The organism is Pseudomonas sp. NPDC088368 (assembly GCF_044753445.1).
GTDB lineage: Bacteria > Pseudomonadota > Gammaproteobacteria > Pseudomonadales > Pseudomonadaceae > Aquipseudomonas > Aquipseudomonas bambusae.
In genome coordinates, this window is the sequence record NZ_JBIVNG010000018.1 from 33,755 (window position 1) to 48,373 (window position 14,619).

A 14,619-nucleotide genomic window follows, 5' to 3' on the forward strand; every position below is an offset into this window, starting at 1 on the left:
TTAGATTTTCTAAAGCCAGACCCGCGATCTAGAGCGATGCATTCAGTTTCAATTAAGTTTTTATCGCTAAGGTGTTTCGCAAGTGACCGGCTGGTCGCGCACAGATGGAATTGTCCGTCATGCCAGAAAAAAGTGGGACATCCACGGGAATCACTGGAAACTCCACTTCAATCCGACAGAGAGGATGAGACATGAGCAACAGGGATAAACAACCTCAAGCTTCCACGGCCCCAGCCTCGGCCAAGGCTGAATCCGCTGACGAGGCGCTTCAGCATATCGTCGACGGCTTCAAACATTTTCGTCATGACGTCTTCCCTCAGCAGGAAGAGCTGTTCAAGAAGCTGGCGACCGCCCAGCATCCGCGAGCCATGTTCATCACCTGTGCGGATTCGCGCATCGTTCCCGAACTCATTACGCAAAGCTCCCCGGGCGACCTGTTCGTGACCCGTAACGTCGGTAACGTCGTGCCGCCTTATGGCCCGATGAACGGCGGCGTTTCCACGGCCATCGAATACGCGGTACTGGCGTTGGGCGTGCAACACATCATCGTTTGTGGCCACTCCGATTGCGGCGCGATGCGTGCGGTGCTGAACCCGGACACGCTGGAAAAGATGCCCACGGTCAAAGCCTGGCTGCGCCATGCCGAAGTTGCCAAGACGGTCGTCCAGGACAACTGCAGCTGCACCGGCGAACACGAAACCATGCACGTCCTCACCGAAGAGAACGTCATTGCCCAGTTGCAACATTTGCGGACTCACCCGTCGGTGGCGTCGAAACTGGCGAGCGGCCAACTGTTCATCCACGGCTGGGTCTACGACATCGAGACCAGCGAAATCCGCGCTTACGACGCTGAACAGGACGGCTTCCTGCCCCTGGACGGCGACCACAAAATCCCGATGGCCACGCTGCCTCGCGGACGTTACTGATCATTGATTGATCACTGGATGAGCGCAGCGCCACCCCTGTGACGCTGCGCCGTCCCTGACGGTTCAACCCTCTATCACGCCCTTCACGGCCGCGCACTGCGCGTGCTGTCGGCTTTGTCACGTCTGAAGTTTTTGCGGAGAGTCGTCATGGCTAGTACAGATCTGAAATCCTTGTTACCACGGGAGCTGCTGGCTTCCGTGGTGGTGTTTCTGGTGGCCCTGCCGTTGTGCATGGGGATCGCTATCGCGTCTGGCATGCCTCCGGCAAAAGGACTGATCACGGGCATCATCGGCGGCATCGTCGTGGGTTGGTTGGCGGGTTCGCCGTTGCAGGTCAGCGGTCCTGCAGCGGGGCTGGCAGTGTTGGTCTTCGAGTTGGTGCGTGAACATGGCATGGCGATGCTGGGGCCGATTCTACTGTTAGCGGGTCTGCTGCAATTGCTGGCCGGTCGCCTCAAGCTGGGCTGCTGGTTTCGCGTGACCGCTCCGGCCGTGGTGTACGGCATGCTCGCGGGGATTGGCGTGCTGATCGTGCTCTCCCAGGCCCATGTGATGTTCGACAGCAGCCCTAAGCCGTCCGGTCTGGACAACCTGATAGCCTTCCCGCAAACCCTCTTCGGCGCTATCGGCCCTGGCAGCGGTATGCAAGCGGGTCTGTTGGGGTTGGGCACCATCGCCGTGATGTGGTTGTGGGAAAAACGGCGGCCTCAAGCACTGCGGTTCGTGCCAGGCGCCTTGCTCGGTGTGGGGATTGCCACGGCGGTGAGCCTGGCGATGGCCCTCGACGTGAAGCGGGTCGAAGTCCCGGCCAACCTCGCAGAGGCCATCGACTGGCTGCGTCCGGCGGACCTGCTGAATCTCACCGATCCGGCGATTCTCATTGCCGCCATTGCCGTCGCTTTCATTGCCAGCGCCGAAACCCTGCTCTCGGCCGCTGCGGTGGATCGCATGCATGACGGTCCGCGCTCTGACTTCGACAAGGAACTCAGCGCCCAAGGCGTCGGCAACATGCTGTGCGGTCTGGTCGGTGCATTGCCGATGACCGGCGTGATCGTGCGCAGCTCGGCGAACGTTCAGGCCGGGGCGAAAACGCGGATGTCGGCAATGTTCCACGGGCTTTGGTTGCTGGCGTTCGTGTTGCTGCTGTCCAGCGTGCTGCAAAGCATCCCGGTGGCGAGTCTGGCGGGTGTGCTGGTTTACACCGGGGTGAAATTGGTGGACCTCAAGGCGCTGCGCGGGCTGGGGCGGTATGGGCGTATGCCGATGTTCATTTATGGCGCGACGGCGAATGCGATCATCCTGACCGACTTGCTGACGGGCGTACTGATCGGCTTTGGTCTGACGCTGGTGAAACTGGCGCTGAACGCGTCGCGGTTGAAGATCAATCTGGTGGATCTGGAAGCGGAGGGGGAGATGGAACTGCGTTTGAACGGCGCTGCGACGTTCCTGAAGGTTCCCGCGCTGACTCAGGCACTGGGCAACGTTCCGCCCGGCACGACGTTACATGTGCCGCTGAGCAATCTCAGCTACATCGACCACTCCTGCCTGGAGCTGCTGGAAGAATGGGGCCGTGCCAATGCAGCACAGGGCTCGCGCCTGTTGCTGGAGCAGCGCCTGTTGAAACGGAGGGTTGAAGGACGCATACGCACGTCGATTGGAGGCGCGGCGTTGCATTGATGTGTAGGCAGGCGTCCTCTCTGTAGGAGTGAGCTTGCTCGCGATCAGGCATGTCTGACGCATCTGGGCTGTCAGGCCGGACGCTATCGCGAGCAAGCTCACTCCTACAGGTGTTATGTGAGAGTCTGCCGGCGAATCAATCCTTCGCGCATTCCATCTCAAGCCCTACGCCCAGTTGCCGGGACAGGCTCGGCCAGCGTTTCCACGCGGCGTCGGTGTCGGGGCTGGCGAGTTTGTCGCGATAGGCTTCCACTGACTCAAGCGAAAAGCTGTCTTCGTCCAGCAATTGATCGATGGCGTGGTGGACCACCTCGTCCAGCTGGTTCGCAAACGTTTCACCGATCAACTGATGAGCGATGACGCTGGCCACGGTGGTGTTCACCGGGATCAGCGGTTGGGCGAAATGCACGATGTAGAGGTCGTTCACTTCTTCCACTAGACGATGAGCCAGATAGGCCTCGTCGAGCAGGCTGTCGAGCCCTTCGTGCCCGTGCATGATGGCGGGCGGTGCGCTGAAAAACTGTTCGGCGATTTTCAGCACCGGTTTGATCTGGTTTTCGATTCCGGCTTGCACGGCCACGTCATTGGCGGCGTCCAGCAAATCTGGAACCTGATCGATATAAGCGATGACAAAGCGCGCCAAAACACCCCGCGCATCAACGTCAGGAAGGTGAATGGCAGGGTGCAGGTGGGGGAGTTGCACTTCGAGTTGGCGCAATAGCTGACCGGTTTGGGTCTCGTGTTCCTGTGCTCGTGTGATCTGCTCGCGCAACGCGGCGGTGTTCATGAATGCTCCATAAGGCAATAAAACCAGGCTGTCATTATAGGGAAGTCATACGTTAGCTGGCTTATGAAAGGCGCTAAGACGTAATTGTCATAACAACTTCACAGTTATGTGCATTGGCTATTAAAACGCCACTTTCGCGGCTTTTCCGGCCAAAAACTTGTTACACGCGTGCTTGTATAGCCCGGTTTTGCGAAAACGCCACCGCGTGCTCAGCGCGACGGCGTGTCTATACTCGGTCTGTGATGCAGTAGCTCCACCGGATTTGCTGGCCTGGCCCCGGTCCACCGCACTTTGATGACCGCTCCCTCGCCCGCTGTGGCAGAAAATAAGAAGAACAATGAGGGAAACCCGCAATGAAGCGACATCCACACGTTTGGATGGCGCTCCTGTTGTGGTCGGTATTCAGTCCGGCGCACGGCGCCTGGACCACGAATATGGCGCCGGGAGCGACCGAGGTCAGTCACGAAGTCTTCGGCCTGCACATGACCATTTTCTGGATATGTGTGGTGATCGGAATCATCGTGTTTGGCGCGATGTTCTGGTCGATGATTTTGCATCGCCGCTCGACCGGGCAGGTGGCCGCCAAATTCCATGAAAGCACCACGGTGGAAATCCTCTGGACCATCGTGCCGCTGCTGATCCTCGTCGTCATGGCGATCCCCGCCACCAAAACCCTGATCCAGATGTACGACAGCACGGAGTCGGGGCTGGACATCCAGATCACCGGCTATCAGTGGAAGTGGCATTACAAATATCTGGGTCAGGACGTCGAATTCTTCAGCAACCTGGCCACCCCTCAGGATCAGATCCACAACAAGGAAGCCAAGGGCGAACACTACCTGCTGGAGGTGGATCAGCCGCTGGTGGTGCCGGTCGGGGTAAAAATCCGCTTTTTGGTGACGGCGGCTGACGTCATCCATTCCTGGTGGGTACCCGCGTTTGCCGTCAAGCGCGATGCCATCCCGGGTTTTGTTAACGAGGCCTGGACCCGGATCGATAAGCCCGGCATCTATCGCGGCCAATGTTCGGAATTGTGCGGCAAGGATCACGGCTTCATGCCCATCGTGGTCGAGGCCAAGACCCAAGCCGACTACGACACCTGGCTTGCCGATCGTAAAGCTGAAGCCGCCAAGCTCAAAGAGCTGACCAGCAAGGACTGGACGCTGGAAGAACTCGTGGCCCAGGGCGACAAGGTTTATCACACCACCTGCGTGGCCTGTCATCAGGCCGAAGGTCAGGGCCTGCCGCCGATGTTTCCGGCGCTCAAGGGGTCTAAAACGGTCACCGGACCTAAAGAAGAACACCTGGCCACCGTTTTCAACGGTCGGCCAGGCACGGCCATGGCTGCGTTTGGCAAACAGCTGTCGGAGGTCGATATCGCCGCCGTCGTCACCTACGAACGCAACGCGTGGGGCAACAACAAAGGCGACATGGTCACCCCTAAAGACGTGCTGGCGCTGAAACAGGCGGGTGCGAAATGAACCGTTTGCCAGATGTACGCGTTTTGACCTGTGGGAGCGAATTTATTCGCGAAAGGGCCGTACATCCCACGCATCTCTATCGGCCAGACGACCGCATCGCGAATGAATTCGCTCCCACAGGACATCAGGGCGCCACAAGACTTTGCGTCCGACGGAAAAACAACTGTAGGAGCGAGTTCATTCGCGAAAGGGCCGTGCATCCCACGCATCTCTATCGGCCACGCCGCCGCATCGCGAATGAATTCGCTCCTACAGGTTTCGGGGGCGTTAGACAGCTTCAGGCTTGGCGCGGGATTTACGCAGGAGACAGAACATGAGCGCAGTGATTGACGATCCCCGTCACGAAGACCACGCCGGCCACACCCACGGTCCCTCCAAGGGCCTGATGCGCTGGGTGCTCACCACCAACCACAAGGACATCGGCACGCTGTACCTGTGGTTCAGCTTCTGCATGTTCCTGCTCGGTGGATCGTTTGCGATGGTGATTCGCGCAGAGCTGTTTCAGCCCGGCCTGCAGATCGTCGAACCCGCCTTCTTCAACCAGATGACCACGATGCACGGCCTGGTGATGGTGTTCGGTGCCGTGATGCCTGCGTTCGTCGGGCTGGCAAACTGGATGATCCCGCTGATGATCGGCGCGCCGGACATGGCCCTGCCGCGCATGAACAACTTCAGTTTCTGGCTCCTGCCTGCTGCGTTCCTGCTGTTGGTCTCAACCTTGTTCACCCCCGGCGGCGGCCCGAATTTTGGCTGGACCTTCTATGCCCCGCTCTCCACCACGTACGCCCCCGAAAGCGTCACCTACTTCATCTTCGCCATTCACTTGATGGGCATCAGCTCGATCATGGGCGCGATCAACGTCATCGCCACCATCCTCAACCTGCGCGCCCCCGGCATGAGCCTGATGAAAATGCCGCTGTTCGTCTGGACCTGGCTGATCACCGCCTTCTTGCTCATCGCCGTGATGCCGGTGCTCGCCGGGTGCGTGACGATGATGCTGATGGACATTCATTTCCATACCAGCTTTTTCAGCGCAGCAGGCGGCGGCGATCCAGTGCTGTTCCAGCACGTGTTCTGGTTCTTCGGCCACCCCGAGGTGTACATCATGATCCTGCCCGCGTTCGGCGCGGTCAGTTCGATCATTCCGGCCTTCTCGCGCAAGCCGCTGTTCGGCTACACCTCGATGGTTTACGCCACGGCGAGCATTGCGTTCCTGTCGTTCATCGTCTGGGCGCACCACATGTTCGTGGTCGGCATCCCGTTGGTGGGCGAGCTGTTCTTCATGTACGCGACCATGCTGATTGCAGTCCCCACGGGCGTGAAGGTGTTCAACTGGATCAGCACCATGTGGCAGGGCGAGCTGACCTTCGAGACGCCCATGCTGTTCGCCGTGGCCTTCGTGATTCTGTTCACCATCGGCGGCTTTTCCGGGCTGATGCTGGCGATTGCGCCCGCCGACTTCCAGTACCAGGACACCTACTTCGTCGTAGCGCATTTTCACTACGTATTGGTGCCGGGGGCGATCTTCGGCATCTTCGCGTCGGCCTACTATTGGCTGCCTAAGTGGACCGGCCACATGTACGACGAAACCCTGGGCAAGCTGCATTTCTGGCTGTCCTTCGTCGGCATGAACATGGCGTTCTTCCCGATGCACTTCGTAGGGCTGGCCGGAATGCCTCGCCGGGTCCCGGACTACAACCTGCAATTCGCCAACTTCAACATGGTCTCGTCGATTGGCGCATTCACGTTTGGCGCGACGCAGATTTTCTTTCTCTTCATCGTGATCAAGACCATTCGCGGCGGGCCGCCTGCGCCGGCCAAGCCTTGGGATGGCGCCGATGGCCTTGAGTGGACCGTGCCCTCACCTGCGCCGTATCACACTTTCGTCACGCCGCCGGACGTCGAATGACATGACTTGCGCAGAGCGTCCGAACACGCGACTCGTCATTCGCCTGCTGATGCTGGTGGCGGCGATGTTCGCGTTCGGCTTCGCCTTGGTGCCGCTGTACGACGTGATGTGCAAAGCGCTGGGCATCAACGGCAAGACCGGCGATCAGTACACCCAAAGTCAGCAGGTCGATGCCAGTCGTGAGGTGCGCGTGCAGTTTCTGGCCACCAACTCGGCAGAAATGGTCTGGGGCTTCTATCCCAAGGGCGAGGAGCTGAACGTTCATCCCGGCGCGGTCAACGAAATGCTGTTCGTCGCGCAGAACCCGACCAGCAAGGCGATGACTGCCCAGGCGATCCCAAGCATCGCGCCCAGCACCGCCGCCGTGTATTTCCACAAGACCGAGTGCTTCTGTTTCACCCAGCAAATGCTGCAACCGGGCGAGCGCATCGAAATGCCGGTGCGCTTCATCGTTGACCGCGACCTGCCCAAGGACGTGAAACACCTGACGCTCGCTTACACGCTGTTCGACATCACCGCGCGCATGCCGCCCATCGTCCGCCCTGTCGCGGCCAATGGCGGTTAGGCCCCACGGCCTGAGGAGATCTGGAAGATGGCAACCCATGAGCATTACTACGTCCCGGCGCAGAGCAAGTGGCCGATCATCGCCACCGTCGGCATGTTCGTCACGATGTACGGATTGGGCACCTGGCTGGTGGACCTGAAAGCGGGCCGCGAAACACATGGCGCGTGGATATTCTGTGTGGGCGCGCTGATGGTGGCCTACATGATGTTCGGCTGGTTCGGCACTGTCGTGCGCGAAGGTCGGGCCGGGTTGTACAGCAGTCAGATGGACCGCTCGTTCCGCTGGGGCATGAGCTGGTTCATCTTTTCGGAAGTCATGTTCTTTGTGGCGTTCTTCGGCGCGCTGTTTTACGTGCGCCACGTCAGCTTGCCTGCCTTGGGTGGCGAGGGCACAAAGGCCATCGCCCACATGCTCTGGCCGGAATTTCAGAACACTTGGCCGTTGCTGCACACGCCCGATCCGAAACTCTTTCCGCCGCCCAAAGAGGTCATCGACCCTTGGCACCTGCCGTTGATCAACACCGTATTGCTCGTCAGTTCGAGCGTCACCGTGACCATTGCCCACCATGCGCTTAAGAGCGGCCATCGCGCTGCGTTGAAACTGTGGTTGGGGCTGACGATTCTTCTCGGTCTGTCATTTCTTGCGCTACAGGCCGTCGAGTATCACGAAGCCTACACCGAGCTTGGCCTGACCTTGGGTTCAGGCATCTACGGCGCGACGTTCTTCATGCTCACCGGATTCCACGGCGCCCACGTCACCATCGGCACGATCATTCTGTTTGTAATGCTGATGCGGGTCATGCGCGGGCATTTCGATGCCGAGCATCAATTCGGTTTCGAGGCGGCGAGTTGGTATTGGCACTTTGTGGACGTGGTGTGGGTGGGATTGTTTGTTTTTGTGTATGTGCTGTGACCCTTGGCAGCCTTTACCAAGGCGGATGCCACACCAGCTCACCGCTGAAATACCCATAGGCAATCAACGCCAGGGTAATCGCGGCACAGCCCACGCGGACGGTCAGGGCTTTGAGCAGGCGAGTGGATGACGCGTCGTCCTTGACCAGAAAAAACAGGCCGCTGAACAGGCTCACCACAGTGGCCAGAAGCATGAAGACAATCGCGGCTTTGAGCATCGGGTGACTCCGGGAGCGAACGCTATGCAAAGGAGTATAGGTGTCGCGCAACAGCTGACGCAGGAGGCGTGATGAGACGCTTTCGGCCGGGTATCGCCCCCACGCTGGTTGTTTTTGTGTTGCTGCCGGTGCTGATTTCGCTGGGCGTCTGGCAACTGGGGCGTGGGGAAGAGAAGCGCGTGATGCTCGCCCACTACGCCGAACGTCGCGCAGCCCCGCCCATGTCGGCGGAATTGCTGCCTAACACGCCTGACCCAGCCTATCGCCGGGTCCAGTTGCGCGGCAGCTTTGATGCCGAACACAGCCTGATCCTCGACAACAGCACCCGAGGGGGAAAGGTCGGGGTCGAGCTGATCCAGCCGTTCCATGATCAAGGGAGCGGGCTGTGGCTGATGGTCAATCGCGGCTGGCTGCCGTGGTCGGATCGGCGCACTCCGCCGACGTTCGACACACCCACTCAGCCGCTGAACCTCGACGCCTGGGTCTACGTTGCCCCCGGCGCAACGTTTCAGCTGCACCCGGATGCGCAGAGCGATGTGTGGCCGAAGTTGGTGACGGCCATCGATCCAGCGAAGGTCTGGCCCGAGCTGAACCGTGAAGGGTTTGCCCATGAGCTGCGACTTGAGGCCGGTCCTGCCGCGTACCGCACTGACTGGCCCGTTGTCGCCATGGGGCCGGAGAAACACATGGGCTACGCGGTGCAGTGGTTCGCCATGGCCACGGCGCTGACCGGGCTCTACCTGTACCTGAGTTTCAGGCCGCCCAGCCCGACAAAACACAATAAAAAGAAGGAGGCCGCTCATGGGAACGGCGATGAATCCAGCCAGCACGTCTGAAGCTCGTCCTCGGAAAAGCCGACGGCGCGGGCGCGTGCAGTTGATCCTGGTGTTTCTCGTGGCGATTGGCCCGATGGTGCTCGCAACCGCCATGTACAAGCTCAAGTTCTGGGTGCCTGAGAGTCGCAGCTACCATGGCGAGCTGATCGGCAATGGCGAAAGCCGCACCGAGTTGGGCGTGCAGACGGACGAAAAGCGCTGGCAGCTCCTGGTGACAGCGCCTCGGGAATGCGACGCCGATTGCCAGCAATTGGTGTACCTGGCGCGGCAGGTGCAGATCGGCTTGGGGCGCGATGCGTCTCGCGCCAGCCACGCGCTCACCACGGCACAACCGATCACCGGCGAATACGCCGCCAAACTCACTCACGAATACCCTCAATTGCAGCGCTACCCCCTCGACCTCAAGCGCTACCAGCGGATGGCGCCGGGCATCGAACTGCCGCAGCTGTGGATCGTCGATCCCCACGGCAATCTGGTGTTGCGTTACGGGGCGGAGGTCAACGGCAAGGACCTGCTCAACGACCTGCGCCAACTGCTGAAACTGTCGAACATCGGATAAAGGGGAGGCCATGATGACCAAGCCCGGATTTCGTCTCGCCCTCTGCGCAACGCTTTTGGCGCTCATGGTCGTGCTGCTCGGCGCCTACACCCGTCTGACCCATGCCGGGTTGGGCTGTCCGGATTGGCCAGGCTGTTACGGCTTCATCAGCGTGCCCAAGACCGAAGCGCAATTGGCCCATGCCGAGCTGCACTACCCGGATTCGCCCGTGATCGAACACAAGGGCCGAAACGAGATGGTCCACCGCTATTTCGCCGGCGGTTTGGGGCTGCTGATCATAATTCTCGGCGTACAGGCCTGGCATCGGCGCCACATGGCCGGACAGCCGGTGGCCTTGCCGTTGCTGCTGGTGGGCGTGGTGTTCGCCCAAGCGGCCTTCGGCATGTGGACCGTCACGCTCAAGCTCTGGCCGCAGGTGGTCACGGCGCATTTGCTGGGCGGGCTAACCACCCTGAGCCTGCTGTTTCTGCTGACCCTGCGTTTGAGCGGGCGATTCAAACCGATGCCGCAGTTGCACCCACGCGTGCGACATCTGGCGGCCGTCGGTTTGGCATTGGTGGTGATACAAGTCGCGCTGGGCGGTTGGGTCAGCGCCAACTACGCCGCCATGGCGTGTACAGATCTGCCGACCTGTCAGGGCCAGTGGTGGCCAGACGCAGATTTCGCCAACGGCTTTCACCTGACCCAACACATCGGCCCCAATTACCTGGGCGGAAAACTCGACAGTGAAGCGCGCACGGCGATTCACCTGACCCACCGTGTCGGCGCGGTACTGGTGAGCCTTTCGTTGCTGTCGTTGGCGTGGCGACTGAATCGCGCAGGACTCGGTGGGATGGCGAAGCTGTTGGTGATCGCGCTGGGTACGCAGATTACGCTGGGGTTGGGCAACGTGATCTTTCATCTGCCGCTCGAACTGGCTGTGGCGCATAACGCTGGAGCGGCGGGACTGGTGCTGACGCTGTGCCTGATCAATTACCGCATCCGGGTCCCGTTCGCCGTGACTTCCAGGCGGGTGTCGAGCTTCTGGCAGCACGCCCATGTGCGCCTTCACCTCGGGCCGCATCGCTGAGATGTGAATCCCAGGGCGCGATTCACTTTCTGCCCAGGCCAAGGGTGTTGTACCGTGGCAGCCCGGCCGCATGCCGTGATCGACACGTTGGAGCTTTTCCCGTGGTGGGTCGCGCTGCTTGACGATCACTTTTCGATGTTGAACTCATGACCCGAACCCAAAAAACCGTCTTCATCCTTGTGGCCATCGTCGCGTTGGTACTGGGCCTGACCGTCAACCGCGTATTGTCCGGCAGCGGCCAGGGCGACCAGACCGCGCTGATCGACGCCGGGGTGATCCTGTTGCCGCAAAGCCGTAACGTACCGGACCTGAAACTGACCGATCAGGACGGCCAGCCGGTGTCGCTGGATTCATTGAAGGACAAGTGGACACTGCTGTTTTTCGGTTACACCTTCTGCCCGGACATTTGCCCCACCACACTCGCCCAACTGCGCCAGATCAAGAGCGACTTGCCGAAAGAGGCGGTGGATAAATTGCGCGTGGTGTTTGTCAGCGTTGACCCCAATCGGGACACACCGCAACAGTTGAAGACGTATCTGGGGTATTTCGACAAGCAGTTCCTCGGCCTGACCGCGCCAGTGGATACCATTCAGAAACTCGCCAATGCCATGAGCATTCCATTTATTCCGGCCGATACCAGCAAGCCGAATTACACGGTGGATCACAGCGGCAACCTCGCCCTCCTTGGCCCGGACGGCACACAGCGCGGCTTCATCCGCGCGCCGATCAACAACCAGAAACTGACGGCGCAGTTGCCGGGGTTGGTTGAGAGAAAGTGAAGGGCGAAGCTGTAGCCGCACGGCTTGTCGGCGGCGGCGCTTTCGATTCTGGCCGAAGGCCTTGGTGCTCGTTCCCACGCTCTGCGGCCACTGTGACGCGGAGCGTGGGCACGATCAAAGCCGATATTTCCGATTCTGGCCGAAGGCCGTAGGAGCTGGCTTGCCTGCGATCCATCGCGTAGCGGTGGCAAACCCGGTGCATGCGGACTGTCTGGCACAACGAATGCGCATGATTTTGCTGCCGGTTCCCGGCAGATCGCAGGCAAGCCAGCTCCTACGCCTTCGGCAGACGCTATAGATCGTTCCCACGCTCTGCGTGGGCACGATCTCACGCGGCGTTGATCAGAACGCCGGAACCACAGCGCCTTTGTATTGGGTCTCGATGAACTGCTTGGTCTCGGGGCTGTGCAGCGCGGCGACCAGCTTCTGGATCGCTGGCGCGTCCTTGTTATCTTCGCGGGTCACCAGAATGTTGGCGTACGGCGATTCCTGACCTTCGATGATCAGCGCATCCTTGGTCGGATCGAGCTTGGCGGTCAGTGCGTAGTTGGTGTTGATCAGCGCCAGGTCAACCTGAGTCAGCACACGCGGCAGGGTCGCCGCTTCCAGCTCGCGGAACTTCAGGGCTTTCGGGTTCTGCAGCACATCGCTTGGCTTGGCGGTGATGCTGGTCGGGTCTTTCAGGGTGATCAGACCCGCTTTCACGAGCAGCAGGAACGCACGGCCTTCATTGGTGGCATCGTTCGGCAGCGCCACGGTCGCGCCATCCGGCAGGTCGGCCAGGTTCTTGATCTTGTCCGAGTACGCGCCAAACGGCTCGACGTGCACCTTGGCCACGCTTACCAGGTGCGTGCCCTTGCCCTTGTTGAACTCATCCAGATACGGCTGGTGCTGGAAGAAGTTGGCGTCCATGCGCTTCTGATCGACCTGCACGTTTGGCTGGATGTAGTCGTTGAACACCTTCACGTTCAACGTCACGCCTTCTTTGGCGAGTGCCGGTTTCACGAACTCGAGGATCTCGGCGTGCGGCACGGCAGTGGCAGCGACAGTCAGGGTTTCATCGGCGTGGGCGGACAGTGCAGCCACAGCAGCGAATACGGCCAACAGCTTCTTCATGTGTATCGACTCCTTGAAATGCACGCCGGGCGGCGGGCATGTGCCGGTCCATACCGTTGAGCAGGACCGGCGAATACGGTTAACGGTGTGAAAAGTGCGCAACCAGACGATCGCCCACGGTTTGCAGGATCTGCACCAGCACCAGCAGCAATACGACCGTCACGAACATCACATCGTTCTGGAAGCGCTGGTAACCGTAGCGAATCGCCAGGTCGCCCAAGCCGCCCGCACCCACTGCACCCGCCATGGCCGTGAACGACACCAGCGCAATGGCGGTGACCGTGATGGCCGCCAGAATGCCCGGACGTGCTTCCGGGAGCAGCGCCTTGACGATGATCTGCCGCGTCGTGGCACCCATCGCTTGCGTCGCTTCGATGATCCCGCGATCCACCTCGCGTAGCGCGGTTTCTACCAGACGGGCGAAGAACGGCGTCGCACCTGCGATCAGCGGTGGCAGCGTCCCGAGAATCCCCAGCGAAGTGCCGGTAATGATTTCGGTCAACGGCATCATCACGATCAACAGAATGATGAAAGGCAGCGCCCGCAACATGTTCACGATCAGGCCAATGGTGGCGTAGACCGGCTTGTTTTCGAGCAGTTGGCGCGGGGAGGTCAGGAACATCAACACGCCGAGGGGCAGGCCCAGCAGCACGGTGAAGGCCAGGGAAATGCCGAGCATGATCAGGGTGTCGCCGGTCGCGACCCAGATTTCGTACCAGTCGACGTTGGAAAACAGAGCAGCCAGAGTTTCCATCAGCGCAGGACCTCCATGTGAACGTCAGCCGCGGTAAAGCGAGCGAACGCGGCGTCCATGTCGCCGCCAGTGATGGCCAGCGTCAGTTGCCCATAGGGAGTGTCCTTGATGCGGTCGATACGACCGGCCAGGATGCTGTAGTCCACACCCGTTTCCCGGGCGACAGTGCCTAACAGCGGCGCGTAGGTCGCGTCGCCCTGGAACGTCAGACGCACAATGCGGCCTTGAACGTGGGCGAAGTCGGAGTTCTGATCGTTCTCATCGACCTGTTCGTCTTCCTGCACGAAACGGCGCGTGGTCGGGTGCTTTGGGTGCAGGAACACATCGGCCACAGCGCCTTGCTCGACGATCACGCCCGCGTCCATCACCGCCACCTGATCACAGACGCGACGAATCACGTCCATCTCATGGGTGATCAGCACGATGGTCAGCTTTAACTCGCGGTTGATTTCGGCCAGCAGTTGTAGGACCGAGGCGGTGGTTTGCGGGTCGAGGGCGCTGGTGGCCTCGTCGCACAGCAGGATTTTCGGCTTGGTCGCCAACGCACGGGCAATGCCGACGCGCTGTTTCTGGCCGCCCGACAGCTGCGCCGGGTACTTCTTCGCGTGGTCGGACAGGCCAACTCGCGCCAGCAACTCGGCCACGCGCTGGTCGATCTGCGCCCGGGACATGTCCCCGGCCAGCGTCAGCGGCATGGCGACGTTGTCGGCCACGGTCTTGGACGACAGCAGGTTGAAGTGCTGGAAGATCATCCCGACCTGACGGCGAAAGCCTCGCAAGCCGTCTGCGTCCAATGAAGTGACGTCGACGTCATCGACGCGGATCGTGCCGCCACTTGGGGCCTCCAGGCGGTTGATCAGGCGCAGCATCGTACTTTTGCCCGCGCCGGAATGGCCAATCAGGCCAAAGACCTGGCCGTTTTCGATTCGCAGGCTGGTGGGATGCAGCGCTGGGATTTCCCTGTCGGCAACCCGATAGGTTTTATGGACGTTTTGAAACTCGATCACGTAGCGAACCTTGTGGGGGCGCGTT

General features: G+C 60.4%; 15 protein-coding genes. 10 read left to right on the forward strand and 5 right to left on the reverse strand.

What is annotated here, in order from left to right; genetic code table 11:
• The first annotated feature begins 191 nt into the window (after positions 1-191).
• Together ACIQAL_RS29750 and ACIQAL_RS29755 are read left to right on the forward strand one after the other, a co-directional pair.
• The gene (locus ACIQAL_RS29750) at positions 192-926 is read left to right on the forward strand and encodes a carbonic anhydrase (protein WP_401151883.1); all 735 of its coding nucleotides are present in this window, start codon (positions 192-194) and stop codon (positions 924-926) included.
• Positions 927-1,073: 147 nt separating this feature from the next.
• Positions 1,074-2,603, forward strand: a complete 1,530-nt coding sequence (locus ACIQAL_RS29755) for a SulP family inorganic anion transporter (protein ID WP_401151886.1) — start codon at positions 1,074-1,076, stop codon at positions 2,601-2,603.
• 136 nt (positions 2,604-2,739) lie between these two features.
• Here ACIQAL_RS29755 and ACIQAL_RS29760 read toward each other — a convergent pair whose 3' ends face one another.
• On the reverse strand, positions 2,740-3,390 hold the full coding sequence (locus tag ACIQAL_RS29760; protein ID WP_401151888.1) for a hypothetical protein: 651 nt from the start codon (positions 3,388-3,390) through the stop codon (positions 2,740-2,742).
• Positions 3,391-3,743: 353 nt separating this feature from the next.
• Here ACIQAL_RS29760 and coxB point away from each other — a divergent pair, with 353 nt between their 5' ends.
• The 4 genes from coxB to ACIQAL_RS29780 all read left to right on the forward strand — a co-directional run bounded on the left by coxB (position 3,744) and on the right by ACIQAL_RS29780 (position 8,257).
• Positions 3,744-4,871, forward strand: a complete 1,128-nt coding sequence (gene coxB, locus ACIQAL_RS29765) for a cytochrome c oxidase subunit II (protein WP_401151890.1) — start codon at positions 3,744-3,746, stop codon at positions 4,869-4,871.
• 313 nt (positions 4,872-5,184) lie between these two features.
• Positions 5,185-6,780 carry a cytochrome c oxidase subunit I gene (gene ctaD, locus ACIQAL_RS29770; protein ID WP_401151893.1) on the forward strand — a complete coding sequence of 532 codons (1,596 nt, stop codon included), beginning with the start codon at positions 5,185-5,187 and terminating at the stop codon, positions 6,778-6,780.
• A gap of 1 nt (position 6,781) precedes the next feature.
• Positions 6,782-7,345 carry a cytochrome c oxidase assembly protein gene (locus ACIQAL_RS29775; RefSeq protein WP_401151896.1) on the forward strand — a complete coding sequence of 188 codons (564 nt, stop codon included), beginning with the start codon at positions 6,782-6,784 and terminating at the stop codon, positions 7,343-7,345.
• Between the two features lie 27 nt (positions 7,346-7,372).
• The gene (locus ACIQAL_RS29780) at positions 7,373-8,257 is read left to right on the forward strand and encodes a cytochrome c oxidase subunit 3 (protein ID WP_401151898.1); all 885 of its coding nucleotides are present in this window, start codon (positions 7,373-7,375) and stop codon (positions 8,255-8,257) included.
• Between the two features lie 13 nt (positions 8,258-8,270).
• Here ACIQAL_RS29780 and ACIQAL_RS29785 read toward each other — a convergent pair whose 3' ends face one another.
• Positions 8,271-8,474, reverse strand: coding sequence for a twin transmembrane helix small protein (locus ACIQAL_RS29785; protein WP_401151901.1), 204 nt, complete (start codon positions 8,472-8,474; stop codon positions 8,271-8,273).
• Between the two features lie 71 nt (positions 8,475-8,545).
• Between ACIQAL_RS29785 and ACIQAL_RS29790 the strand changes: the two genes are divergently transcribed.
• The 4 genes from ACIQAL_RS29790 (at position 8,546) to ACIQAL_RS29805 (ending at position 11,717) form a co-directional block, all read left to right on the forward strand.
• Complete coding sequence (locus ACIQAL_RS29790) at positions 8,546-9,310, forward strand: SURF1 family protein (protein ID WP_401151903.1); 765 nt, start codon at positions 8,546-8,548, stop codon at positions 9,308-9,310.
• Positions 9,276-9,869, forward strand: a complete 594-nt coding sequence (locus ACIQAL_RS29795; protein WP_401151906.1) for a hypothetical protein — start codon at positions 9,276-9,278, stop codon at positions 9,867-9,869. The genes ACIQAL_RS29790 and ACIQAL_RS29795 overlap by 35 nt, the downstream gene beginning before the upstream one ends.
• Before the next feature lie 13 nt (positions 9,870-9,882).
• Positions 9,883-10,938: a heme A synthase gene (locus ACIQAL_RS29800; RefSeq protein WP_401151909.1), complete on the forward strand. Its 1,056-nt coding sequence runs from the start codon at positions 9,883-9,885 to the stop codon at positions 10,936-10,938.
• 146 nt (positions 10,939-11,084) lie between these two features.
• A complete protein-coding gene (locus ACIQAL_RS29805; RefSeq protein ID WP_401151912.1) occupies positions 11,085-11,717 on the forward strand; it encodes an SCO family protein in 633 nt (210 codons plus the stop codon).
• A gap of 342 nt (positions 11,718-12,059) precedes the next feature.
• On the opposite strand, the gene ACIQAL_RS29810 is transcribed toward ACIQAL_RS29805, so the two are convergent.
• From ACIQAL_RS29810 to ACIQAL_RS29820, 3 genes are all read right to left on the reverse strand, one after another.
• The gene (locus tag ACIQAL_RS29810) at positions 12,060-12,833 is read right to left on the reverse strand and encodes a MetQ/NlpA family ABC transporter substrate-binding protein (RefSeq protein WP_401151915.1); all 774 of its coding nucleotides are present in this window, start codon (positions 12,831-12,833) and stop codon (positions 12,060-12,062) included.
• A 79-nt stretch (positions 12,834-12,912) separates the two neighbouring features.
• On the reverse strand, positions 12,913-13,587 hold the full coding sequence (locus ACIQAL_RS29815; RefSeq protein WP_166593865.1) for a methionine ABC transporter permease: 675 nt from the start codon (positions 13,585-13,587) through the stop codon (positions 12,913-12,915).
• Positions 13,587-14,594: a methionine ABC transporter ATP-binding protein gene (locus ACIQAL_RS29820; protein WP_401151918.1), complete on the reverse strand. Its 1,008-nt coding sequence runs from the start codon at positions 14,592-14,594 to the stop codon at positions 13,587-13,589. Before ACIQAL_RS29820 ends, ACIQAL_RS29815 begins: the two co-directional genes overlap by 1 nt.
• Positions 14,595-14,619 lie beyond the last annotated feature (25 nt).